We start from the raw sequence: 24,599 nt of genomic DNA on the forward strand, positions 1-24,599 counted from the left end.
AGCGGACGCGTCAGCCCGGATCCGCCAGAACCGCCGGTTAGAGTGACCACCGTGACGACGTTGCCCGACCGCCGCCTGCTGCTGGTCCACGCGCACCCCGACGACGAGTCCATCGGCACCGGCTCGACCATGGCGCACTACGCGTCCGTCGGCGCCCACGTCACTCTGGTCACCTGCACCCTCGGCGAGGAGGGCGAGATCCACCTGCCGGAGCTGGCCGGTCTCGCCGCCGCCGGGGCCGACCAGCTCGGCGGGTACCGGATCGCCGAGTTGGCCACCGCCTGCGCGGAACTCGGCGTGACCGACCACCGGTTCCTCGGCGGCGCCGGCCGCTACCGCGACTCGGGCATGATGGGCCTGGCCACCAACGAGCACCCCCGGGCGTTCTGGGGAGCCGACCTCGACGAGGCTGCCGGGCACCTGCTGGAGATCATCCGGGAGGTGCGGCCACAGGTGATGATCACGTACGACGGCAACGGCTTCTACGGCCACCCCGATCACATCCAGGCGCACCGGGTGGCGATGCGGGCCGCCGAGCTGGCCGCCGCCGAGGGTCTCGCCCCGGCCAAGGTCTACTGGACGGCGATGCCGCGCAGTGTGCTGGAGGCGGGCATGACGCACTTCGCGGAGGCGTCGGACAATCCCTTCGCCGGCATCGTCGACGCGACCGAGCTGCCCTTCTGCACTTCGGACGAGGAGATCGCTGCGCGGATCGACGCCACCGAGCAGCACGCCGCGAAGGAGGCGGCGATGCGCGCCCACGCCACCCAGATCCCGGCCACCTCCTGGCTCTACTCGATCGCCGGCAACTTCGGTGCCGAGTTCATGGGAGTGGAGTACTTCATCCTCGCGGCGGGGAAGAAGGGCCCGGGCGACGGTCCGTACGGGTGGGAGTCGGACCTGTTCGCCGGGTTGGATGTCGACGGCGCACCATCGCGTGCGTCGGTTACGTCGGCCGGACACCGGTGACGCTGCCCGCCGCGATGTCGGTCGCCCCGCAGGAGCAGGAACAGCAGCCGTACCGGCCCGGCCCGCTGCGGCGGACCCTCGACATCGGGTTGCGGGTGGCCGGGGGGGTGCTCGTCCTCGCCGCCGGGGCGGTGTCCGCGGTGCTGGAGCTGCTGCTCGCCCCGCTGCGGATCGGCGGGTACCTGATCGGTGTGGTGGTGCTCGTGGCGGTGGCCGCGAACGTCGTGTTGAGTTGGTTCGCCGTCGAAATGGTGGGTCGCCGCTGGGCGGTGGCGTTGCCGGCGTTGCCCTGGGTGGCGATCATGATTGCCGCTGCCGACCGGACCGACGAGGGTGACGTGCTGCTCGTCGGCAACTGGGTAGGACTCACCCTCGTGGTGGCTGGCGCGATGACGTTCGCGGTGATGGCGTTCCGGTCCATCCTCGCCCCGACCGGCTCGGCTTCCGGCCGGTACTGACGGCGGTGCGCGACGAGTGGTAGATATTCCTGCCAAGGAGACCCGCCAGCGGGGCGGGTGGTGGTACGGCGGGAGGCGTGTGATGGGACAGCGTTGGCGCGCGGTCGGGGTGCTCGCGATCGCACTGTTCGCGGTCAACGTGGTGGCCCGGTTGGTCATCCGGTTCGGGTTCGACGGTGACGACACCGTCGCCGACCGGGTGTCGCTCGGGATGTTCGGGTTGCTCGGTCTGATCCTGGCCGGGGTCGCCTTCGTCTGGGGTGGGCGGCGTCCGCTGGCGCAGTGGGCCGGCGAGGTGTCCAGCGCGGTGGGAATCGCGCTCGGGTTGACCGTGCTGGTCGGGCCGTTGCTGGTCGGCGACAACCCGTTCGCCGGTGGTGGCGGCACGCTGTTCGCGCAGATCGGGCTCTACCTGGTGGCGAACGCAGTCGGGACGCTGCTGGGTTACCTACTGCTGACCACGCTGGGCCGCGACTACCGATCGCGGAGCCTCCAGCGGTACGCCGAGAACGCCGTGGCGAAGCCCCGCCGCGTCGTCCGCCGCTGAACCCGCGCCGGCACCCCGTCCGTCCCTGTCGATCTAGGGCCTTTCGTAGCTGTTGGAGATCAACTAATGGCGATTGTCCCTAGATCGGCGCGGGTTGGTGATTTGTCAGGGGGGCGACGCGGGTTAGGTAGGTGTGGTGGGTGGTGAAACCCAGATTCTGGTAGAGGGCGACTGCCGGCACGTTGCCCTGCTCCACTTGGAGGAACGCGTGGGTGGCCCCGGTCTCGGCGGCCCAGTCGGCCAGCGCGCCGACCAGCCGGGCGGCCAGCCCCTGCCGGCGCGCGGCGGGCAGCACCTCGATGAGGCACAGGCCGAGCCAGCGTCCCTGGCCGGTCACCGTGCCACGGCCGATCGCGACCAGCGTGCCGTCGGCGTACACGTGGGCGAAGCGGACCTGGTCCACGGCGGTGAGCACGTGCCGCGCGGCGGCCGGCAGGCCACCCTTGCGGCCGGCGGCCACCGCGAGCCAGTCCGCCGACGGCGCGACCGTCAGCCGGACCACCGGGCCGCCGGCACCGCCCGCGGCCGGCCCTCCAGTCGTGCCCGGCTGTCCGTTCGTGCGCGACCCCGGTCCGGTCAGAGAGGCGATCGGGGCGGTCTGCACCAGCACCGGAGGACGGCTGCTCCAACCTCGCCGGTCGAGTTCGGCGCCGACCGGTGCGGCCAGCGGCAGCGGCGTGTTGACCAGCGCCGGCTGGCCCCGCTCGGCATACCAGCGTTCGACCCGGTCCAGCGCGGCCGGCAGCGGCCGGTCCGGGTCACCCACCGGCAGGGCCGAATTGGCCCGGCCGGTCCAACCGTCGGCGGCGCGCAGCAGCCAGTCGCCGAGCCGCTCACGCGTGGGCGCCGGCCACGCCTCGTCTGCGGCGAGTTCCACCTCGACCACCGCGGCGGCGGTGGGCCGTCGGGCCGCGGGGACCCGTTTGGCCCGGTGCACGTCGGCCATCGGGACGCGCAGCCGCCCCTTGCGGGTGGCCAACGTGAGATGCGTCTCGGTCAGCTCGACCAGCTCTCCGAGGGCGTCGGCGTAGACCGGGCGACCGGCGCGTAAACCCACCCGGCGCCGCACCACGATCCGGTGTCCCACGTCCTGCTCTCGGAGCACGATCGACCTCCTCCCCGGCGAGATACTAGGCTCTTACCGTCGCGGGTGATCGCGGCGTGTCTGCGGAGGAGAAGACCGGTGACCTACATCATCGCCGAGCCGTGCGTGGATGTGCTCGACAAGGCATGTATCGAGGAGTGCCCGGTCGACTGCATTTACGAGGGCAACCGGATGCTCTACATCCACCCTGACGAGTGCGTCGACTGTGGTGCCTGTGAGCCCGTCTGCCCGGTGGAGGCGATTTTCTACGAGGACGACGTCCCGGAGCAGTGGAAGGACTACACCGGCGCCAACTACGAGTTCTTCGAGGAACTGGGTTCGCCCGGTGGCGCCTCGAAGGTCGGCAAGGTGGAGAAGGACGCCACCTTCGTCGCCGCGCAGCCGCCGCGCGGCGAGGGCCACTGAACCGGCCGGCGCCGGTCTCGTCGCGGCTGCCCGAGTTCACCTGGGACGCCCTGGACGGCGCGGCCGGGTTGGCTGCGGCGCATCCGGATGGCCTGATCAACCTCTCCATGGGTACGCCGGTCGACCCGGTGCCGGAGGTGATCCGGCAGGCCCTGGCGGCGGGGTCCGACGCGCCGGGCTATCCGCTGACCGCCGGTACCCGGGCGCTGCGGGACGCGATCACGGGCTGGGTCGCCCGGGCCTGCGGCGCGGACGCCGCCGGCCTCGGAGTGCTGCCGACGATCGGCTCCAAGGAACTGGTGGCCTGGCTGCCCACCCTGCTCGGGGTGGGTCCCGGAGACGTGGTGGTGGTGCCCTCGATCGCCTACCCGACCTATGAGGACGGCGCGCGGCTGGCCGGGGCCACCACGGTACGAGCCGACTCGCTGACCGCGGTCGGGCCGACGTCCCGGGTGCGGCTGGTCTGGGTCAACTCGCCGGGTAACCCGACCGGCCGGGTGTTGCCCGCGACTCACCTGCGCAAGGTGGTCGACTGGGCGCGGGAGCGCGGTGCGGTGGTGGCCAGCGACGAGTGTTACCTGCCGCTGGGCTGGGACGCCGAGCCGGTGTCGGTGCTCTCGCCGGAGGTCTGCGGCGGCTCCTACCAGTCGGTGCTGGCGGTGCACTCGCTGTCCAAGCGGTCCAATCTGGCTGGCTACCGGGCCGGCTTCGTGGCCGGCGATTCGGCGTTGGTGGCCGAGCTGCTCAAGGTCAGGAAGCACGCGGGAATGATCGTGCCCGCGCCGGTGCAGGCGGCGATGGTGGCCGCCCTCGGCGACGAGCGGCACGCGGCCGACCAGCGGGAGCGGTACCGCGCGCGGCGCGAGACGCTGCGGGCGGCCTTCGTGGGCGCCGGCTTCGCCGTGGCGCACTCCGAGGCGGGGCTCTACCTCTGGCTGACCCGGGGTGAGGACTGCTGGGACACCGTCGACTGGCTGGCCCGACGGGGGATCCTGGTCGCCGCGGGCGTCTTCTACGGGCCCGGCGCCCGGCAGTACGTCCGGGCGGCGTTGACCGAGTCCGACGAGCGGATCGGCGCCGTCGCGGCCCGCCTGGCCCGGTCCTGACCGCGCGGGCCGGGCGATATCCTCGGCTCGGTCGGGGTCGGTCGGCCCCGTACCCGATCAGGAGTGTCGAGGTGTGCGGATGGCGGACGGGCTCGGTACGCCGGTTCGGGTGGCGGTGGTCGGCACCGGCCTGATCGGCGGGTCGGTGCTGCTCCGACTGCACGCCCGCGGGCTGGACGTGACCGGCTGGGATCCGGACGAGCAGACCCGTCGGCAGGCCCGGCTGGCCGGTGTACCGACCGCGGAACGGCTCGTCGACGCCCTCGCCGACCGGGACGTCGTCTTCCTCGGCGGGCCGCTGCCCACCCTGCCGGCGACGCTGGTCGAGGTGGCCGGCGCGACCGGCGGGAACTGCCTGATCACCGATGTGGGCAGCACCAAGGCGGCGCTGGCGGCCTTCGCCGTCCAGCAGGGCCTGACCCGCCGGTTCGTGCCCGGTCATCCGATGGCCGGTACCGACCGCGCCGGTCTCGCCGCGGCGCTTCCCGAGCTGCTCGTGGGCGCGTCCTGGGTGCTCTGCCCCGCGCCGGGCGGGGTGGCCGCGTTCCGCCGGCTCGCCACCCTGATCACCGAGGTCTTCGCCGCCCGGGTGGTGCCGATGGCGGCGGACCGGCACGACGCCGTGGTGGCTCTCGCCTCGCATGTTCCGCATCTGCTCGCCGGGGCGCTGGCCGGCGCGGCGCAGCGTTCGCCCCTGCGCGACGCGGTCCTCACGCTGGCCGCCGGCAGTTTCCGGGACGGCACCCGGGTCGCTGGTACCCCGCCGCAGCGCACGGTCAACATGTTGGGCGGCAACCGCGAGGAGGTGCTGGTGGCGCTGGCCGAGGTCACCGGCTTCCTCGACGAACTGGCCGGGGCTCTACGCCGCGCAGACGGCGATCGGCTCGTCGGCCGGTACGCCGAGGCCGGTGTCGCCCGCGCCGCGTTGGTCGACCGCGCGTTCGACCAGCAGGTCAGGTCGTTTCCCGACGGTGAGGAGCACACCGAGGCGGAGTGGCTGTGCGGCCTCGGGGCGGCTGGGGGGCACCTGAGCGCGTGCCGGGTGACAGGTGGCGGGGTGTCGTACACCGCCCACCGCCCACCTATCGCCCGAGCGTGATCCGCCGTGGGGGTCGGTCACCCGCCGGGCATCGGCGGGCGCGCAGCCGGGCGCGCCAGTAGGGTGAGGGCATGGTGGACGCACCGGTGGTGACCGTACGGGGCGAGGCGTACCGTGAGGTCGCCCCGGAGCGCGCCCAGTTCACGGTGACCGCGCTGGCCCGCGACCGGGAGCGGGAGCCGACGCTGACCCGGTTGGCCGAGCGGGCCGCCGCGATCCGGGTGCTGTTCGACTCGTACGGGCCGACGATCGACCGCCGGGAGACCGGCGAGCTGCGGGTGCGGCCGGAGACGCGGCGCTCCGGCGAGCGGGTGGTCGCCTGGCAGGGGTCCGTGGTCACCACGGTGACGGTCACCGATTTCGTCGCGCTCGGTGAGTTGATGCTGCGGCTGGCCGACCAGGACCAGGTCGAGGTGGCCGGGCCGTGGTGGTCGTTGCGCCCCGACAGCCCGGTCCACCGGCAGGCCCGGCAGGCCGCGATCGGCGACGCGCTGCAGCGGGCCCGCGAGTACGCCGAGGCGCTGGGCGCCCAGGTGACCGACCTTGTCGAGTTGGCCGACGAGGGTGGCGCCGCACAGCCGATGATGGCGCGGATGGCGTTTGACGCCGGTGGGGCCGAGACCGCCGGGCCGCCGCAGTTGGAGTTGGATCCGCAGCCGCAGGGGGTGCACGCGGCCGTCCGAGCCCGGTTCGTCATCAGCCGACCGGTCCTGACCTGATGCCCGAGGCACAGGTGCTGCCCGTCGGTGCTCTGGTGGAGCGGGCCCGCGTGCTCGCCGAGGCCGGTCCGCGGCAGCTGCTCGGCATCACCGGTGCACCCGGGGCCGGCAAGTCGACGCTGGCCGCGCAGGTGGTCGAGGCGGTCGGTCCGGTCGCGCGGCTGGTGCCGATGGACGGCTTCCACCTCGCCCAGGTCGAGTTGCGTCGTCTCGGTCGGTCCGAACGCAAGGGCGCGATCGACACCTTCGACGCCAACGGTTACGTTTCGCTGCTGCGTCGGCTGCGCCGTAAGGAGCCGACGTCGGTCTGGGCGCCGGAGTTCCGCCGGGACCTGGAGGAGTCGATCGCCGGGGCGGTCGAGGTGCCGCCGGAGGTGCGGTTGGTGGTGACCGAGGGAAACTATCTGCTGATCCCGGACTGGCCCTGGGACGAGTTGCGGGCGCTGCTGCACGAGGCGTGGTTTCTGGACCTCGACGCCGACATGCGGCGGCACCGGCTGGTCGCCCGACACGTCGCCCACGGCCGGTCGGAGCAGCAGGCTCGGTCCTGGGCGCTGGGCAGCGACGAGGCCAACGCGTCGCTGGTGGCGGCGACGGCCGGCCGGGCCGACCTGGTGGTACGCCTAGCTGACCCCCTGCCGGGGTGACGGGACCGCCCGCCGCAGCAGCCACGCCACCCGGGACCGTTCCCGGTGGAACTCGGCTGCGTCGGGGTAGCCACTGTGGCTACGGATCGGCGGGTCGGCCACCTCGCCGTCTTTGGGGTGCAGCGCCTCAGGGTCGGTCACCGCTATGTCGCGTTCTCCTGCGGTGACCGGCCAGCCGAGCGGGTCGGTGTCCCGCCAGAAGTTCGTCCACCTGGTCACGCCCGCCGGCCGGGTCAACGCCTCGGCCAGTACCGGCAGCCGGTCCGGACCGAAGTAGGCGGGGAAGATCCGGCCGTAGAGGCGGGTCAGCTGGCACCCGTAGGAGAAGAACCAGATCCGGCGCCGCCAGCGGTCGGGGAGCTGGAGGATGACGGCGGTGCAGATCACCGTGCCCTGGCTGTGTCCGGAGAGAATGATTCCGTCCATCCGCCGGGGGTCGTGCTCGGTCAGCGCGAGCAGGCCGGCGGTCCGGGTGAGCAGTTCGGGGACGGCCCGCTCGGCGTAGCTCGGCGGGGCGAGTGGGTGCGCGGCGCGGGGCCAGAATGTGCCGACGTCCCAGACCACCCCGACCGAGCGCCGGACGGTGTCGTTGCGGTAGACCAGCAGGCCGACGGCGGCGACCGCCACCGGTAGCCAGCCGAGCAGCGAATCGCCCACGTCGGCGACGGCTTTGACCACGGCGGTGGTGCCGCCTGTGGCTATCGTCTGCGGGCGGGCGGAGGAGAGGGCGGCGACGCAGCCGAGGCCGGCGAGGACGGCCATCGTGCCGGCGTACCAGCCGGCCAGGCGGAGCGCGTGTTCACCGACCAGCCGGTGCAACGCCTGGTGGGTGCTGACGTCCCGGCCACGGCGCAGGTCGTGCGCGGACAGCCGACCGCCGCGTGCTCTCAGTTCGGCGTACTCCTCGCGACGCAGCCGGCCGTAGAGCACGACGGCACGGCCGGCGACCAGGGCGAGGAGGAGCAGCGCGACACTGAAGCTCAGCCCGGCCCAGATCACCGGGGTCGGCGGGACCACCGGGGATCGGTCGCCGGGCGTGGTGCCGCCGTTGAGTCGGTCGGCGACCCAGTAGATCAGCCCCGTGCTGTACGCGAGGCAGAGCAGCCAGCCGAAGCCGGCGATGACGGCTGGTGCCCGGCCGCGCCAGGCCAGGTCGGTGTGTGGTTCCAGGGGTTGTGTCACGGCGGTGGGTCGGGTCCTGGGCAGCAGTAGGCCGGTCGCGGCGAGGACCAGCAGCGGCAGGGTGAGCTGCCACACTTCCAGTGGTGCCGGCGGGGCGGCGGGCAGCCAACCGTGGCTCCAGGCGGCGCCGACGGCGATCAGCGCTGTGGCGGCGGCAGGGGCGGCGCCACCACGTCGCCCGGAGCGGGCGGTCGCTCCGACCGCCATGAGCAGCAGCAGTTGACCGGTGCCCAGCCAGGCGAGGATACGGTCGAAGCCGGGCAGGGACCGGTCCACCAGGCAACCTGGCAGAGCCGGGTCGTCGACGCAGCCCGCAGGTGGGCGTAGCTGGGCCAGCGGGGTGCCGGCGGCCCCGTCTGGCAGCATCAGCACCGCCACGGTGCCGGCCAGGCCGACTCCGGTGAGGACGATGACCGCGATGCTCCACGGGCCGAGCGGGGTTGCCCCGTCGCGCCGGGTCAGGAAGGGCCGGCCGATGGCGACGAGCGTGATCACCAGGACGGCGACCAGCGCCGCCCCGGCGGACCAGGCGACGACGGCCCGCGCCCCGTGCGGGGGGTCCAGTACCGCGACCGTACCCAGGGGGACGGCGGCCGCCACCGCTGTCGCCGTGCACAGGTGCAGCACGGCCGCGCGGCGAAGCTGTCCCTCGCCCCACCAGAACGTCGGGTCCTCTAGTGGGTTGGCGGGTGGGCCGGATTGTGGTTCGGGCAGGGTCGGTGCCTCCCCGACCGGTTGGCTGGTCGGCACGTCGGCGTCGACCGGCGCCGGCATGCCGCGACCCGGTGGATTCGTCGTCGGGTCGGCGGGCATCACCGACTCGTACTGGTACGTCCGCCAGGCGACGACGCCGAGCACCGCGATCAGGGCGAGCGGTACGGTCAGGCCGACCGCGAGTGCCCGTCCGCCCTGCTGCCACCAGGGTCCGGCGAGGAATTCCCACGGCCCGGGGACGCGGCGCAGGCAGCTCTCGTCGACGCACTGCCAGCCGATGAGGTCGACGCCGACACCGGTCATCGCGAGCACGGGTGTTGCGGTCAGGGTGAGGCAGAAGAGCCGGATGAGCCAGGCGGTTGTCCCGGACCGGCTGGCCAGCCGCTCGGTGGTGGGATCGGGTGGTATCCCTGGCCGGGCGTGCAGTGCCACGTTGGCGAGGGTGAAGGGCAGCAGCAGCGTCCACAGGGCCCGCTCCACGTCGCGGGCGGTCCGCGCGCCGGAGGTCAACTGCCCCCAGCTGTACGCCTCGACGACGATCGGGTCGAGGGGGGCGGTGGTGGCGGAGCGGTAGAAGCCGGTTACCGGACCGCCGGCGACCAGCCGTGGCTGGGGTGCCTCGCCGGTCGGCTCCGTCGTCAGGCCGAGAGCATCGGCGGGCGGCGTGTTCGACACTCCGTGTACGCGCAGTTCGAGGATTCGACCGCTCATGGCAAGCCTCCCGGTAACGCCCGTGCTACCCAGAGTGCCTGACATGTTGGGTCTGGCGCCACTCGCGGCGGAGGTGTTTGCGCAGGTAGGGACTTTCCTGCGGTTAGCCGACCCGGCGTACGAGGCGTGCCGGGTTGCCGACTGCGACGACGTTGGCGGGTAAATCCGGGGTTACCACGGCGCCTGCGCCGACAACGGTCTTCTCACCCACGGTGACTCCGGCGAGGATGATCGCGCCGCCACCCAGCCAGGCGTTGTCCCGATCGTGATGGCTCGTGCCGGCTTCCACTTGCTTCGGCGCGGCTCCGGCTCGCCTGGGTGGGTGGGGTTGAGAAGTTGCACGTTGGGGCCGACCTGCACCCGGCCTCCTCGCCGAGTTCGCCGAGTGGCTCCCGCAGCGCGGCCCGGCACCCCTCGTGGTCGTCGACTCCGCTGGTGTCGACCCGCTCCGTCAGCCGTCTCCGGTAGCGACGAGTACTCAATTTGGTCGAAGTTCAGACTCCTCAATGCATACTCAGTATGCAATGCTGATGAAAGTCGATGGATGTCACTCATCGACATAGACGCTCCACCAAGGAGGATCAGTTGCGACGAAAGAGCAGACTGACCGCCATCGGACTCGTGCTGGGTCTGGCGCTCGGCGTACCGGCGGCGGCGACAGCCGCACCAACCCGGCCGACGGCGGCGCCGTCGGCCCATCGCACGGCCGGGCAACCGGCGGCCGGCGACCATGCGAGCACCGTCACCCTGATCACCGGTGATCGGGTGACGGTGAACACGGCCGGCGCGGCGAGCGTCCGCCCGGCCGAGGGACGTGCCGGCATCCGCTTCCTGACCCAGCGGATGGATGACCACCTCTGGGTGGTGCCGCAGGACGCGCTGCCGCTGATCCGCGACCGCCGGGTCGACCGCCGGCTCTTCGACGTGGCCGGGCTGATCGCCGCCGGCTACGACGACGCGCACCGCGACGACCTGCCCCTGCTGATGACCTACGGGTCGGCGGCGCGCCGGGCCGGAGCACCGGACGGGGTGACCGTCACCCGTGACCTGGCGGCCATCGGCGGTGTCGCCGCGACGGCCGACAAGCAGCGGACCGGCCAGGTCTGGGCCGGCCTCGCCGGTAACGGTGGTGCCCGGCTCGACGCGGCGGGGGGTGTCGAGCGGGTCTGGCTCGACGGTCGGCGACAGTTGACGCTGGAGCACAGCGTGCCGCAGATCGGCGCTCCCGCCGCGCACCAGGCCGGCTACACCGGCCAGGGGATACGCGTGGCGGTGCTGGACACCGGTGTCGACGCCGCGCATCCCGACCTGGTCGGTCGAGTAGCCGAAGCGCAGAATTTCACCGAGGAGACCGACCCGGGCGACGTGGTCGGGCACGGCACCCACGTCGCCTCGATCATCGCCGGGAGCGGCGCCGCCTCGGCCGGAAGCTACCGGGGCGTGGCACCCGACGCGACCCTGGTCTCCGGCAAGGTCTGCGAGGAGTCCGGCTGCCCCGAGTCGGCCATCCTGGCCGGTATGCATTGGGCGGCCGGCGACGCGGGGGCCGACGTGGTCAACCTCAGCCTGAGCGGAACGGACACCCCCGAGGTCGACCCGCTGGAGGAGGCGGTGAACACCCTCACCGCGCAGACCGGGGCGCTCTTCGTGATCTCGGCCGGCAACGCCGGCCGGGCGGGCAGGATCGGCTCACCGGCCAGCGCGGACGCCGCGCTCGCGGTCGGCGCGGTCGACCGGGACGACGAACTCGCCTACTTCTCCAGCCAGGGTCCGCGGGTCGGTGACGACGGGCTCAAGCCGGAGATCACCGCGCCGGGAGTGGATATCGTCGCGGCTCGGGGGCAGGGCACGCTGCTAGGCGACCCGGTCGGAGAGCAGTACGTCTCACTCTCCGGCACGTCGATGTCCGCGCCGCACGTCGCCGGGGCGGCGGCGTTGCTCGCCGAACAGCGTGGTGACGCGACGGCGGAGCAGCTCAAGAGCATCCTGATGGCCTCGGCGCTGGCGCACCCCGAGCTGACCGGGTACCAACAGGGGGCAGGTCGGGTCGACGTGGCACGGGCGTTCACCCAGTCGTTGGTCAGCGAACCGGCGAGCATCTCGTTCGGCCGCGCGCTCTGGCCGCATGACGACGACAAGCCGATCACCAAAGAGCTGACCTGGCGGAACACTGGTGTGGACCCGCTCACCCTCGATCTCACCGTCATGGTCACCGGACCCGGCGGCGAACCGGCCCCGGCCGGGATGTTCGAGTTGAGCGCGCAGCGCGTCGTGGTGCCCGCCGGCGGCACGGCCTCGGCCTCGGTCACCGCCGACACCGGTGTCGACGGACCGGACGGTCACTACACCGGTCGGATCGTCGCCCGTTCCGGCGACACGGTGGTCAACTCTCCGCTCGCCGTCAACAAGGAGGTGGAGAGCTACACGCTCACCGTCCGCCACCGGGACCGCTCCGGTACCGCCCCGGTGGACTACGCGACCTTCCTGATCGGGCTCGCCGACCTCAACGAGATCCTCGTGTACGACCCCGACGGCACCGCCGAGATGCGCGTACCCAAGGGCCGGTACGGGCTGGCCAGCTACCTGCTCGAACCGAACGAGGAGGGCGCGACGTTGCTGGCCCAACCCGAACTGCTGGTCGAGAGGGACACAGCGGTCACGGTAGACGCGCGCGACGCGGGGCCGGTACGGATGACGGTGCCGGACCGGTCGGCGAAGCTGGCGATCCTCGCGGTCGACGTGACCTTCCTGGTCGAGGAGGGTGTTTCGGCCAGCATCGGCGTGGTTGCCGACAGATTCGGCGGCCTGTACACCGGGCAGCTCGGCCGGCCGGGAGCGGCGGAGAAGTTCGTCACCACGATCACCTGCCAGTTCGCCGATCGGGACGCTGCCAGCAGCCCGTACTTCTACGGCCTGGCCGAAAGAGTCCCGGGCCGGCTGCCCAACGGGCTGACGAAGCACTACCGGAGCAAGGACCTGGCCACCGTCACGCAGACGTTCCGGGACGGCTACCCGGACACCATCGCGGAGCGGCTGGTCTACGCCGTCTTCGAACCGGATCTCGGTGGCTGGGCGATGGTGCTGCCCGTCGTGGTGCCCGGGCAGCGGGTCGAGTACTACAACACCAGGGGCGTGCGGTGGAGCACCGACCTGGCGTTCGGTACGCCCACCACCGGTCAGTGGCCGGAGATAGGGGCCATGCTGTGGTCGAACCCGATTGGCTACCGTGCCGGCCAGAAGTACCAGGACACCTGGAGCGGCGCGCCGTACGGGCCGGCCTTCCCGAAGTCAGACTGGCCGGGTGACGGGCTGACCCGGCAGGGTGACGTGATCACGCTGGCGGCATCGATGCACGGCGACGCGGCGGGGCACGTGGGTGGCTCGATGACTGACAGCTCACGCACCGCCCTGTACCGCAACGGCAAGCTGGTCGAGGAGCTTCCGGAGCCCGGCTGGGGGCGGTTCGAGGTGCCCGCCGGGCGCGCCACGTACCGTCTGGAGACGTCGGCGACGCGCAGCCTCACCGACCTGAGCACCGAGGTCGCCACCACCTGGACCTTCAGGTCCCGGCATGCGCGGGGCGACGATCCGGTGGTGCTACCCGCCTCGGCGATCAGGTTCACGCCGCGGTTGGACGCGCGTAATACGGCTCCGGCAGGCCGGTCCTTCGTGATTCCGGTCGCGGTGCCGCGCCAGCCGGGTGCCCCGGCAGCGAAGATCGTGTCGTTGAAGGTCGAGGTCTCCTACGACGGCGGGAAGCGCTGGAAGACGGCGAAGGTGCGCAAGGCCGGTGACGGCTGGCAGGCGACCGTGCAGCACCCGCGGACCGACGGTCACGTCTCGCTGCGGGCCAGCGCCCGAGACACCGGTGGCAACACGGTGACTCAGCGGATCATCCAGGCGTACCGCCTGCGGTGAATCGCGGTGGTGGTCCCGGCCGTCCGCCGGGACCACCACCGGGCACCGGAGAGTTGAGAAGGGCCCTCCCTATGCGCCAGTCGCTAGGAAGGGCCCTTCTTCCGGTCAGTCGTTGGCGTGCAGGGCGGCGTTCAGCTCGATGCCCCGGCCGGTACGCGGCCGGGCCTCCAGCGCGCCGGTGACCGAGTTGCGCCAGAAGAGCAGCCCGTCCACGCCGGACAGCTCGCGGGCCTTGACCACCCGACCGCCCGGCAGGCTGATCTTCGAGGCGGCGGTGATGTAGCAACCGGCCTCGACCACGCAGTCGTCGCCGAGCGAGATGCCCACGCCGGCGTTCGCGCCGATCAGGCTGCGTTCCCCGACGCGCACCTTGTCGGTGCCGCCGCCGGAGAGGGTGCCCATGATGGAGGCGCCGCCACCGACGTCGGAGCCGTCGCCCACCACCACGCCCTGCACGATCCGCCCCTCGACCATCGAGGTGCCCAGCGTGCCGGCGTTGAAGTTGACGAAGCCCTCGTGCATGACCGTGGTGCCGGCGGCGAGGTGCGCGCCGAGGCGGACCCGGTCGGCGTCGGCGATCCGTACCCCCGACGGGACGACATAGTCGGTCATCCGAGGGAACTTGTCGACCCCGTGCACGCACAGGTGGCGGCCGGCAGCCCGTTCGATGACGCGCAGCTCGTCCACCCGCTCGGGCGGGCACGGGCCGGCCGAGGTCCAGGCGACGTTGGCGAGCTTGCCGAAGATGCCGTCGAGGTTGATCTCGTTGGGTCGCACCAGGCGGTGGGAGAGCAGGTGCAGCCGCAGGTACGCGTCGGCCGCGTCCTTGATCGGATCGTCCATCGAACCGATGACGGTGATCACCTGGACGGTACGCAGCCCCGGCAGCGCCCGGTCGCCGATCGCGGCTGGTGGGAGGTCCAGCACGTCGGCCTCGTCCTCCCCGGCGACCAGCGGCAGCTCGCCCAGGCCGAGCTTGCCGGTCGGGTACCAGGTTTCGAGCACCTGGTCGTCGGCGGTGACGGTGGCCAGGCCGATGCCCCACGCGGATTGTGTGGACGTCACTTACTCACCTCTCGATCCCATGCGCGCTTGCTGCTGCTCGCGACTGCGAGGCTCGCAAGCTCACTTCCTCGCGCTTCGCCGACGGCTCGCGTCCCGCGGTCGCCGGTTGTGACGGTACCGTGCGGACCATGGAGAACCCGCTTACCCCCGAGGTCCTCGCCGATCCAGTGGCGTTGACCCGCGCGCTGGTGGACATCGAGTCCGTGTCTCTCAACGAGAAGGTCATCGCCGACTGCGTCGAGGAGGTCCTGGGGGTGGTGCCGCACCTGAGCACTTACCGGCACGGCAACACGGTGATGGCGCGTACCGACCTGGGTCGCAGTTCCCGCGTGGTGTTGGCCGGGCACCTGGACACGGTGCCGCTGAACAACAATTTCCCGTCGACGCTGCGCGGCGACCTGATGTACGGCTGCGGCACCTCGGACATGAAGTCCGGGGTCGCCTTCGCACTGCACCTGGCGGCGACCAGGCCCGACCCGCGCTACGACGTCACGTATTTCTTCTACGAGGCAGAGGAGATCGAATCCAGGTACAACGGGTTGCACCTGGTGGCCGAGGCGCACCCCGAGTGGCTGGCGGCCGACTTCGCGCTGCTGCTCGAACCGACGTACGGCGTCGTGGAGGCCGGCTGCCAGGGCACCATGCGGGCGACGGTGGTGACGACCGGGGTCCGGGCCCACTCGGCCCGTTCCTGGCACGGGGTCAACGCGGTGCATGGTGCCGGCGAGGTGTTGCGTCGGCTGTCGGAGTACCGGGCACGGCGGGTGACCATCGACGGGTGCGAGTACCGCGAGGGGATGAACGCGGTGCGGATCAACGGTGGGGTGGCCGGCAACGTGGTGCCGGACCGGTGCGAGATCGAGGTCAACTACCGCTTCGCGCCGGACCGTACGCCGGCCGAGGCGGAGGCACATCTGCGCGAGGTTCTCGCGGGTTGGGAGCTGGTGGTGACCGACACCGCGCCGGGTGCCATGCCCGGGTTGGAGGCCGCGGCTGCCCGCGAGTTCGTGGCGGCGGTGGGTGCCGCGCCGATCGGCAAGCTGGGTTGGACCGATGTGGCCCGGTTCGCCGCGATGGGGATCCCCGCGCTGAACTTCGGTCCGGGTGACCCGAACCTGGCCCACCATCCGGACGAGCACGTCGAGATCGGCAAGATCCGTGACGGCGCGGCCACCCTGCACCGCTGGCTCGCTCCCGCCTGAGGACGCCGCTCGGGCTCGCCTGTCTCAGTGGCCGGCGAACTGGTTCAGGCGGTGCTCAGCTGGGGGTCGGCGCTGGGCTCGACGGGTGGCTCGGGTGGTTTCTCGAGCAGACGGGTGCGGCGGCGCTCGGCCACCACGTCGCGGATGCGTCGTTGCATCTGGCGCCGGATCCGGATCCGTTCGTTGTTGTTGATCACGCTGTCTCCTCCCCCGAAGCCGCGCGCTGGGCATACCCGGTATCTGAACAGTAAGACGTACGGGCAAGCGAGTTGGTTGCACAAGATCACGTTGTGTCTGCCAGGTTCTCCGGCCGGACTCCACTACGGTTGCTTCCATGACCCAGAGCAACCGCCGCGAACCAGGACAGGAGCGGCACCGCGGCGCCGTCACTTTCCGTCGCCATTCGATCACTTCCAGCACCGCCGATCAAGGTTTGCTGGACTCCCGGGCGCGCGCGGACTGGAAGACCAAGGACGCCTGGCGGGCGCTGCGCATCCTCTCCGAATTCGTCGAGGGCTTCGACACCCTCGCCGACCTGCCGCCGGCGGTCAGCGTCTTCGGCTCGGCCCGTAGCAAACCGGACAGCCCGGAGTGTCAGCTCGCGGAGGCGCTGGGCGCGGCGCTGGCCCGAGCCGGGTACGCGGTGATCACCGGCGGTGGGCCCGGCGTCATGGAGGCCGCCAACCGGGGAGCCAGCGAGGCGGGCGGCCAGTCCGTCGGCCTCGGCATCGAGCTCCCCTTCGAGCAGGGCATCAACGACTGGGTCGACCTGGCCATCGACTTCCGCTACTTCTTCGCCCGCAAGACCATGTTCGTCAAGTACGCGCAGGCGTTCGTCGTGCTGCCCGGCGGCTTCGGCACCATGGACGAACTCTTCGAGGCGCTCACCCTGGTGCAGACCGGCAAGGTCACCCGGTTCCCGGTGGTGCTGATGGGCGCGGAGTACTGGCGGGGCCTCGTCGACTGGCTGCGTGACACGATGGCGGCGGAAGGGAAGATCGGTCCGGTCGACCTGGAACTGATCTGCGTCACCGACGACGTGGCGGCGGCGGTGCGGCACATCGTGGAGGCCGAGGCGGCCATCAGCGCCGAGCAGGAGGCGGTACGCGAGGAAGCCGTCGCCCGGACGGCCGCGGACCAGCAGGCCGCGGCCGACGACTCCACGGAGCGCTGACCGGTGGCCGCCATCTGCGTCTTCTGCGCCTCCTCCCGAACTCTCGACCAGCGATGGCTCGACCTCGCCGCCGCCACCGGCGCGGAGGTCGCCCGGCGCGGGCACACCCTGGTCAGCGGTGGCGGTTGCGTCGGAATGATGGGCGCGCTGGTCAACGGCGCACGATCAGCGGGCGGGCGAACGGTCGGCGTCATCCCACAATCGCTGGTCGACCTGGAGGTCGCTGACCTGGCCTCCGACGAACTGCTCGTGACCGACTCGATGGCCAGCCGGAAGACAGTCATGATCGACAAGTCGGACGCCTTCCTCACCCTTCCCGGTGGGCTCGGCACCCTCGATGAGCTTTTCGAGGTCTGGACCACCGCCACGCTGGCCCTGCACCACAAGCCCATGGTGCTGGTGGACACTGACGGCTTCTACGGTCCGCTGCTGGACTGGTTGCGCAGTCTGACCGACCAGACCTTCCTCAAACCCGCCGGCTTCGACCTGCTCCGGCTGACCGACACCGTCCCGAGTGCCCTCGACGTCATCGATTTCCGCCTCGCCTGACCGCCATCCTGGTCGCGCCGCCGGGCACGAGCCGGAGCCGGCCACCAGGTGTACGTGCCCTCGCGGGTGTGGCGCGTCGGGTGGTGTCGCAGGGCCGTGATGGGATGTCGGGATGCAGGCGTACCGGTTGGTGCGTCGGCCCGTGGGGCCGACCCAGGGGAGTGGCTCGTCCGCCGGGCCGCCCCCGGATCCGGTGCAGCTCCAGACCGTCCCGGGCGAGGTCGGCCCGGAGGCTGGTGCCGGTCAGGTCGGCCCGGAGGCCGCTGCTGGTCTGGCCGATCCGTGGCAGGCGGAGGTCGTGGCGCACACCGACGGGCCGATGCTCGTCCTCGGTGGACCGGGCACCGGCAAGACCCACACGCTGGTGGAGGCGGTCGCCGCGCGAGTCGGCGAAGGGGTCGACCCGGAGCAGATCCTGGTGCTCACCTTCAGTCGGCGTGGTGCCGGTGACCTGCGGCACCGGATCGAGGCGCGGATCGCCGCGAACGGGCAGCGGGTGTTACGCGAGCCGCTGGTGCGGACCTTTCCGGCGTACGCCTTCGGGTTGCTGCGACGCGCCGCCGCAGAGCGGGGTGAGCCGTCGCCCCGGTTGCTCACCGGCCCGGAGCAGGATCTGATCATTCGTGAGCTGCTGGACGTGGTCGGCGAGGAACCCGGCGAGCAGTCCGGCGGCGACCCGGTCCGCTGGCCGGAGGACCTACGACCGGCGCTGCGTACCCGGGCGTTCGCCGCCCAGCTGCGTGACCTGATGATGCGTGCCGCCGAGCGTGGGTTGGGTCCGGTCGGGTTGGCCCGGCTCGGTGAGCGGCTCGGCCGTGCCGACTGGCCGGCCGCAGCCCGGTTCCTCCGGCAGTACGTCGCCGTGCTGGCCCTGCGTGACGTGGCCAACCGGGGCTCGGTCGCATATGACCCGGCGGAGCTGGTGCGGTCGGCCACCGGGCTGCTGCACGACGATCCGGAGCTACTTTACGCCGAGCGGCGCCGGCTGGCGCACGTCTACGTGGACGAGCTCGCCGACAGCGACCCCGCGCAGCTCGGCCTGCTGGACGTCGTGGCCGGCGGTGGCACCCCGCTGGTGGCCTTCGCCGATCCCGACTCCTCCACCTACGCCTTCCGGGGTGCCGACCCGGGTGGTGTGGCGAGCTTCCCGCACCGGTTTCGTACCGCCTCCGGCGCGCCCGCCGCGCAGGTGCTGCTGACCACCAGCTATCGCGCCGGTGAGCGGCTGCTGGGGGCCTCCGCGCGGTTGGCCCGGCGGTTACGCGGCCCGGCGGCGCACCGGCAGCTACGTGCGTTGCCGGACGCCCCACCAGGCGCCCTTGAGGTACGCACATTCTCCTCGGCCACCAGCGAGGCGGCCTGGCTGGCGCACGCGTTGCGTGAGGCGCACCTGCTCGGCGGGGTGCCCTGGGTGCGGATGGCGGTGTTGGTTCGCTCCACCGCCCGGCAGTTGCCCGGTCTGCGCCGGGCGCTGCACGCGGCCGGAGTGCCGACGGTGGTACACGGCGAGGACCTTCCACTGCACCTGCAACCGGCGGTCGCGCCGCTGCTGCTCCTGCTGCGCTGCGCGTTGGAGCCGGAGCGGCTCGACGAGGAGTCCGCCGTCACGCTGCTGCACTCGCCGTTCGGCGGCGCCGACCCGTTGGCCGAGCGGCGGCTCCGGCAGGGTCTGCGGGCACTCGCCCTGGCCGGTGGCGACCGCCGGCCCTCCGGGGAGCTGATCGTCGAGGCGCTGCGCGATCCGGCCGAGCTGGCCGGCGTCGAGCGGCGCTGGGCCGAGCCGGCACAGACGGTTGCCGGCCTGCTGGCCGTGGCCCGGGAGGCGGCCTCGCGGGTGGGCGCCACCGCCGAGGAGGTCCTCTGGGCCGTCTGGCGGGCCAGCGGGCTGGCTGAGCTGTGGTCGGCCGCGTTGACCCGTGGGCCGGCGGTGGCCGACGAGGGCGATCTCGCCCGTCGCCGCCGGGCTGAGGCGGCCGACCGTGATCTGGACGCCGTGATGGTGCTCTTCGACGCCGCGGCCCGCTTCACCGATCGGCTGCCCGGCGCTCGTACCGAGGTCTTCCTCGATCACGTGTTCGGTCAGGAACTGCCCGCCGACACCCTCGCACCGACCGCTGACCGCGGCGAGGCCGTTCGGCTGCTCACCGCGCACGCCGCCAAGGGTCTGGAGTGGGACCTGGTCGCGGTGGCCGGAGTGCAGGAGGGCGTCTGGCCGGATCTGCGGCTGCGCGGCAGTCTGCTCGGCTCGGAACGGCTGGTCGACGTGCTGGCCGGCCGGTCGGACGGCACCGGCGCGACGGCGAACCTGGTAGGCCAGACCTCCGCGCTGCTCGACGAGGAGCGGCGGCTGTTCCACGTCGCGGTGACCCGGGCCCGGCGGCGGCTGCTGGTCAGCGCGGTCGCCTCGGCGGCGGTCGGCGGCGACGACCACGAGGAACAGCCCAGCCGCCTCCTCTATGAACTCGGCCCCACCCACGGGTCCGGTCCGGACGGCGGGTCCGGTCCGGACGGCGGGTCCGGTCCGGACGGCGGGCCCGGAGCCGAAGCGGCCGGACCGCGCCGGCTGCCGTTGAGCCGGCCGCCCCGGGCGCTCACGCTGCCCGCGTTGGTGGCGGAGCTGCGTACCGCGGTCGCCGACCCGGCGGCACCGGTGGCCCGGCGGCGCGCGGCGGCGACGGAGCTGGCCCGGCTGGCCGCCGCCGGAGTCTCCGGTGCGCATCCCGACGACTGGTGGGGGTTGCGGCCCCTGTCGGACGACCGCCCGCTGGCGGGCGAGGGGGAGCCGGTCCGGGTCACCCCGTCGGCGATGGAGAGCGCATTGCGGTGCAGCCTGCGCTGGCTACTGGAACGGCACGGCGGCAGCGCACCGGCCAGCACCGCGCAGGGGGTCGGCAATCTGGTGCACGCGGCGGCGATGCTCGCCGAGGACGCCAGCGCCGACCGGAGTACGCTGCTCGACTACGTGGCCGCCCGGTTCGACGTGATCGAGCTGGCGGCTCGCTGGATGGTCGGGCCCGAGCGGGCCCGCGCCGAGGCGATGGTCGACAAGCTGCTGCGCTGGCTCGCCGCCAACCCGCGCCGGCTGCTCGCCATCGAGCACGAGTTCGCGGTACGCCTCGACGACCCGCACCGGCCGGTCGAGCTGGTCGGTCGGGTGGATCGGCTGGAGGTCGACGCGGCTGGCCGGCTGGTGGTGGTGGACCTGAAGACCGGCAAGTCGACCGCCGTCACCGAGCGCGAGGTGGCCGAGCATCCGCAGCTGGGCGCGTATCAGGCGGCGGTGGAGGCGGGGGCGTTCGGCGAGTTCGGCGACGAGCCCGGCGGGGCGGCCCTGGTGCAGCTCGGCACCGGCGCGAGGGACGCCCGGGAGCAGGCCCAGCCGGCGGCCTCCGATGGGCCCGAGGCCGGCTGGGCCACCGCGTTGGTCCGCCGCACCGCCGACACGATGGCCGCGGCGACCTTCGCCGCCGTCGCCAACTCCAAATGTCGGGTCTGCCCGGTGCGCACCAGTTGCCCGGTGTCGGGGCAGGGGCGACAGGTGGTCGAGCCGTGACCCAGCCCGCCCTGTTCAACCCCGCCGCGCCGGCGCCCCGGGCAGCCGACGCCGGCCCCCGGTACACGCCGGTGGAGCTGGCGAAGCTGCTGCGACTGCCGGCCCCGACGGGGGAGCAGGCGACGATCATCTCGGCTCCGGTGCAGCCGCTGCTGGTGGTCGCCGGTGCCGGTTCGGGCAAGACCGAGACGATGGCCGCCCGGGTGGTCTGGCTGGTCGCCAACTCGTACGTCCGGCCGGAGCAGGTGCTCGGGCTCACCTTCACCCGCAAGGCCTCCGGTGAGCTGGCGCACCGGGTGCGTACCCGGCTCGACCAGCTCGTCCGTCGGCTCGGCCGGCGTGGGCGTGATCCGTTCGACGATCCCCTCGCCGGTGAACCGACGGTGGCGACCTACCACTCGTACGCCGGACGCATCGTCACCGAGCACGGGCTCCGCGCCGGCTACGAGCCCTCCACCCGGCTGCTCACCGAGGCTTCCCGCTGGCAGTTGGTCGACCTGATCGTGCGCAACTACGACGGTGACATGTCCGCGGTGGACCGGATGCCGAGCACCGTCACCGACGCCGTGCTGGCGCTCGCCGGCGAACTGGACGAGCACCTTGTCGACCCGGACGAGCTGGCCGCCTGGACCGGCCGGTTCTTCGCCGACCTGCAGTCGCGGCCGGGACGCATCTACGCCGACGTGCGCAAGGCCCTCGCGCTCCAGCAGACCCGGTTGAAGCTGCTGCCGTTGGTGCGCGCGTACGCCCAGCGCAAGGACGACTTCGAGGCGATGGACTTCGCCGACCAACTCGCCCGCGCCGCACGGGTGGCCCGGGACCATCCGGCGGTGGGCGAGATCGAGCGCAGTCGCTACCGGGTGGTGCTGCTCGACGAGTACCAGGACACCAGCCACGCCCAGGTGGTGCTGCTCGGCGCGTTGTTCGGCGGGGGGCATCCGGTGACCGCGGTGGGCGACCCCTGCCAGTCGATCTACGGCTGGCGCGGGGCCAGCGCCGGTACCCTGGACCGCTTCCCGACCGAGTTCGCCCGCGCCGACGGCGAGCCGGCCCGGGTGCTCGGGTTGACCACGAGTTGGCGCAACCGCCCAGAGATCCTCGCCACGGCGAACGCGCTGGCGACCCCGTTGCGCGCCGCTGGAGCGCGGGTGCCCGAGCTGCACGCCGCGCTCAGCGTCGACGACCCGATCCCGCATCGCAGCCCGCGTGGCGCGGCGGCCGGCACGGTGCACTGCGCGCTGCTACCTACGTACGCCGACGAGGCCGACTGGATCGCCGACAGTCTGCTGGCCGCCTGGCGAGGCGCGGCCGGGATGTCGGGTGCGCTGCCCGAGCAGGTCCCGGTCACGCTGCGCCCCACCACGGCGGTGCTGGTCCGGCTGCGTAGCCAGATCCCGGCGATCGCCTCGGCGTTGCGTGAGCGTGGCCTGCCGGTCGAGGTGGTCGGGCTGGGTGGCCTGCTGGACACCCCTGAGGTACGCGACGTGGTGTGCACCCTGCGGGTGCTGGCCGATCCGACCGACGGTGCGGCGCTGCTGCGCCTGCTGACCGGTGCTCGATGGCGGATCGGGCCGCGTGATCTGGTCGCGCTGCACCGCCGGGCGAAGGCCATCGCGGGGGCTCGCCGCAAGCTGGCCGACGACGGCGCACCGGAGATCGCCACGGACCGTCTCGACGAGGCGACCCTGGTGGAGGCGTTGGCCGACCTGGGTCCCGCGCAGGCGTACTCGGCCGAGGGGTACGCCCGGCTGCGCGCGTACGCCCGGGAACTGGGCCTGCTCCGCTACCGGTTGGACCAGTCCCTGCCGGAACTGATTGCGGACGTGGAGCGGACCACCGGCCTGGACGTGGAGGTGGCGGTGCGGGCCGGCCGGGACGGTGCCGGCGACGCCGGTCTGGCCCGCGGCCACCTGGACGCGTTGGGTGACGTGGCCGCCCGGTTCAGCGGGGAGTCGCCGAGCGCCACGCTCGCCGGTTTCCTGGCCTATCTCACCGCTGCCGAGGACGAGGAGCGTGGTCTAGCTCCGGGCGAGGTGGAGGTGGTCGAGGGCGCGGTGCAGATTCTCACCGCACACGCCGCCAAGGGGCTGGAGTGGGACGTGGTGGCGGTGGCCGGGCTGAGTCGGGGGGTGTGGCCCGGGCTGGTCCGCAACTCCGACCACTGGCTCGGCGGGCTGGGCGTGCTGCCGTTTCCGCTGCGCGGTGACGTCGACGGGCTGCCGGAACTGGTCTTGGCCGAGGCCGAGGACCAGCGTGGCGTGGCCCGGGCGGTGGAGGGTTTCACCGACGCCTGGCGGGCCCACGACGAGCGGGAGGAGCGGCGGCTGGCGTACGTCGCGGTCACCCGCCCGCGTCGCCTGCTGCTCTGCTCCGGTCACTGGTGGGGTGAGGGCACCAAGCGCCCGCGCGGGCCGTCGGCGCTGCTGCGCGAGGTACACGACGTATGCCTGCACGCCGGATCCGGCCAGCTAGTCGACGAGTGGGCGCCGGAGCCGACGCCGGACGCGGTGAACCCGACGGCCGAGGTGGTGCTGCGGGCCGAGTGGCCGGCCGATCCGCTCGGCGTCCGTCGGCCGACGCTGACCGGGGCGGCGGCGCTGGTGCGTCGCTTCCTGACCGAGGGCGACACCGACCGGTCGGACGACGAGACCGCCGCGGATCCGGAGGTGGCCCGGTGGCGACGCGAGGCCGACCTGCTGCTCGCCGAGCGGGCGGAGCTCAGCCGGCACAGCGGTCCGGTCGACGTGGCGCTGCCCGCGCACCTGTCGGTGACGCAGGTGGTGGCGTTGCGCCGGGATCCGGCGGCGCTGGCCCGGGCGCTACGCCGCCCGTTACCCACCGAGCCCAACCCGTACGCCCGCCGGGGCACCGCGTTTCACGCCTGGCTGGAGCAGCGGTTCGGGGCGGACCGGCTGCTCGACACCGACGAGTTGCCGGGTGCGGCGGATGCCGACGCCGCGCCGGACGAGGAGTTGGTCGAACTTCAGCGGCGCTTCCTGGACAGCGAGTGGGCCGACCGTACGCCGGTCGAGGTGGAGGTGCCGTTCGCCACCGTGCTCGGCGGCGTGGTGGTACGCGGCCGGATGGACGCGGTGTTCCGTCGTCCCGGCGACCGCTTCGACGTGGTGGACTGGAAGACCGGTGCCCGCCCGGGCGGGACGTCGGCCGAGGTCGCCGCCGTGCAGTTGGCGGTCTACCGGCTGGCCTGGGCCGAGTTGGCCGGCGTGTCGGTGGAGCGGGTCGGCGCGGCCTTCCACTACGTGCGGGACGGGGTTACCGTCCGACCGGCGGACCTCCTTGACGCCGACGGACTGGTCGCGTTGATGACCTCGGTTCCTGAGTTGGCGTGAGGGTGGCGTCGTGCCGGACCCGTGGTAGAGTGCCCGCGTTGCAGTTTTGGTTACCAGCTCTGTTTGCGCCTGGCGGATTGTAGCCCCAGGCGCTCTTTGTTATGTCCGGATATCTCCGGGCGGGGC

General features: G+C 72.6%; 19 protein-coding genes. 14 read left to right on the top strand and 5 right to left on the bottom strand.

The genetic code is table 11. The features are described 5' to 3' along the window. Window positions 1-42: 42 nt before the first annotated feature. The 3 genes from mshB to ACFHWY_RS03020 all read left to right on the top strand — a co-directional run bounded on the left by mshB (window position 43) and on the right by ACFHWY_RS03020 (window position 1,974). Complete coding sequence (gene mshB, locus ACFHWY_RS03010; protein WP_416578495.1) at window positions 43-969, top strand: N-acetyl-1-D-myo-inositol-2-amino-2-deoxy-alpha-D-glucopyranoside deacetylase; 927 nt, start codon at window positions 43-45, stop codon at window positions 967-969. A gap of 14 nt (window positions 970-983) precedes the next feature. Continuing rightward, a complete protein-coding gene (locus ACFHWY_RS03015; RefSeq protein ID WP_416578672.1) occupies window positions 984-1,427 on the top strand; it encodes a hypothetical protein in 444 nt (147 codons plus the stop codon). 82 nt (window positions 1,428-1,509) lie between these two features. Further along, window positions 1,510-1,974, top strand: coding sequence for a hypothetical protein (locus tag ACFHWY_RS03020; RefSeq protein ID WP_416578496.1), 465 nt, complete (start codon window positions 1,510-1,512; stop codon window positions 1,972-1,974). Window positions 1,975-2,053: 79 nt separating this feature from the next. Here the strand turns inward: ACFHWY_RS03020 and ACFHWY_RS03025 are convergent, their stop codons facing one another. Beyond that, a complete protein-coding gene (locus ACFHWY_RS03025; protein WP_416578497.1) occupies window positions 2,054-3,079 on the bottom strand; it encodes a GNAT family N-acetyltransferase in 1,026 nt (341 codons plus the stop codon). 78 nt (window positions 3,080-3,157) lie between these two features. Here ACFHWY_RS03025 and fdxA point away from each other — a divergent pair, with 78 nt between their 5' ends. The 5 genes from fdxA to ACFHWY_RS03050 all read left to right on the top strand — a co-directional run bounded on the left by fdxA (window position 3,158) and on the right by ACFHWY_RS03050 (window position 7,055). Further along, window positions 3,158-3,484: a ferredoxin gene (gene fdxA / locus ACFHWY_RS03030; protein ID WP_110563518.1), complete on the top strand. Its 327-nt coding sequence runs from the start codon at window positions 3,158-3,160 to the stop codon at window positions 3,482-3,484. Then, window positions 3,481-4,590 carry a succinyldiaminopimelate transaminase gene (gene dapC, locus ACFHWY_RS03035; RefSeq protein ID WP_416578673.1) on the top strand — a complete coding sequence of 370 codons (1,110 nt, stop codon included), beginning with the start codon at window positions 3,481-3,483 and terminating at the stop codon, window positions 4,588-4,590. The genes fdxA and dapC overlap by 4 nt, the downstream gene beginning before the upstream one ends. 79 nt (window positions 4,591-4,669) lie before the next feature. After that, window positions 4,670-5,689, top strand: a complete 1,020-nt coding sequence (locus ACFHWY_RS03040; RefSeq protein WP_416578498.1) for a prephenate dehydrogenase — start codon at window positions 4,670-4,672, stop codon at window positions 5,687-5,689. Window positions 5,690-5,760: 71 nt separating this feature from the next. After that, window positions 5,761-6,408: an SIMPL domain-containing protein gene (locus tag ACFHWY_RS03045; RefSeq protein WP_416578499.1), complete on the top strand. Its 648-nt coding sequence runs from the start codon at window positions 5,761-5,763 to the stop codon at window positions 6,406-6,408. Further along, a complete protein-coding gene (locus ACFHWY_RS03050) occupies window positions 6,408-7,055 on the top strand; it encodes a nucleoside/nucleotide kinase family protein (protein ID WP_416578500.1) in 648 nt (215 codons plus the stop codon). Before ACFHWY_RS03045 ends, ACFHWY_RS03050 begins: the two co-directional genes overlap by 1 nt. Here ACFHWY_RS03050 and ACFHWY_RS03055 read toward each other — a convergent pair. Continuing rightward, entirely contained in the window at window positions 7,032-9,662 is a 2,631-nt protein-coding gene (locus ACFHWY_RS03055; RefSeq protein ID WP_416578501.1) for a hypothetical protein, read from the bottom strand. The genes ACFHWY_RS03050 and ACFHWY_RS03055 overlap by 24 nt on opposite strands. 103 nt (window positions 9,663-9,765) lie before the next feature. After that, entirely contained in the window at window positions 9,766-9,951 is a 186-nt protein-coding gene (locus tag ACFHWY_RS03060) for a DapH/DapD/GlmU-related protein (protein WP_416578502.1), read from the bottom strand. Between the two features lie 332 nt (window positions 9,952-10,283). On the opposite strand from ACFHWY_RS03060, the gene ACFHWY_RS03065 reads away from it, so the two are divergent. Beyond that, on the top strand, window positions 10,284-13,580 hold the full coding sequence (locus ACFHWY_RS03065) for a S8 family serine peptidase (protein WP_416578674.1): 3,297 nt from the start codon (window positions 10,284-10,286) through the stop codon (window positions 13,578-13,580). A gap of 105 nt (window positions 13,581-13,685) precedes the next feature. Here the strand turns inward: ACFHWY_RS03065 and dapD are convergent, their stop codons facing one another. Continuing rightward, window positions 13,686-14,645: a 2,3,4,5-tetrahydropyridine-2,6-dicarboxylate N-succinyltransferase gene (gene dapD, locus ACFHWY_RS03070; RefSeq protein WP_416578503.1), complete on the bottom strand. Its 960-nt coding sequence runs from the start codon at window positions 14,643-14,645 to the stop codon at window positions 13,686-13,688. Window positions 14,646-14,773: 128 nt separating this feature from the next. Here dapD and dapE point away from each other — a divergent pair, with 128 nt between their 5' ends. Continuing rightward, on the top strand, window positions 14,774-15,847 hold the full coding sequence (gene dapE, locus ACFHWY_RS03075; protein WP_416578504.1) for a succinyl-diaminopimelate desuccinylase: 1,074 nt from the start codon (window positions 14,774-14,776) through the stop codon (window positions 15,845-15,847). A gap of 44 nt (window positions 15,848-15,891) precedes the next feature. Here dapE and ACFHWY_RS03080 read toward each other — a convergent pair whose 3' ends face one another. Further along, window positions 15,892-16,044, bottom strand: coding sequence for a hypothetical protein (locus tag ACFHWY_RS03080; RefSeq protein ID WP_416578505.1), 153 nt, complete (start codon window positions 16,042-16,044; stop codon window positions 15,892-15,894). Window positions 16,045-16,181: 137 nt separating this feature from the next. Here ACFHWY_RS03080 and ACFHWY_RS03085 point away from each other — a divergent pair, with 137 nt between their 5' ends. The 4 genes from ACFHWY_RS03085 to ACFHWY_RS03100 all read left to right on the top strand — a co-directional run bounded on the left by ACFHWY_RS03085 (window position 16,182) and on the right by ACFHWY_RS03100 (window position 24,473). Then, window positions 16,182-17,021, top strand: a complete 840-nt coding sequence (locus tag ACFHWY_RS03085; protein ID WP_416578506.1) for a TIGR00730 family Rossman fold protein — start codon at window positions 16,182-16,184, stop codon at window positions 17,019-17,021. Window positions 17,022-17,024: 3 nt separating this feature from the next. Then, window positions 17,025-17,570, top strand: coding sequence for a TIGR00730 family Rossman fold protein (locus tag ACFHWY_RS03090; protein WP_416578507.1), 546 nt, complete (start codon window positions 17,025-17,027; stop codon window positions 17,568-17,570). A 112-nt stretch (window positions 17,571-17,682) separates the two neighbouring features. Further along, a complete protein-coding gene (locus ACFHWY_RS03095) occupies window positions 17,683-21,123 on the top strand; it encodes a PD-(D/E)XK nuclease family protein (RefSeq protein ID WP_416578508.1) in 3,441 nt (1,146 codons plus the stop codon). Continuing rightward, complete coding sequence (locus tag ACFHWY_RS03100) at window positions 21,120-24,473, top strand: ATP-dependent helicase (protein WP_416578509.1); 3,354 nt, start codon at window positions 21,120-21,122, stop codon at window positions 24,471-24,473. Before ACFHWY_RS03095 ends, ACFHWY_RS03100 begins: the two co-directional genes overlap by 4 nt. The last annotated feature ends 126 nt before the right edge of the window (window positions 24,474-24,599 follow it).

This window comes from Micromonospora sp. LOL_024, assembly GCF_048060415.1.
GTDB lineage: Bacteria > Actinomycetota > Actinomycetes > Mycobacteriales > Micromonosporaceae > Micromonospora.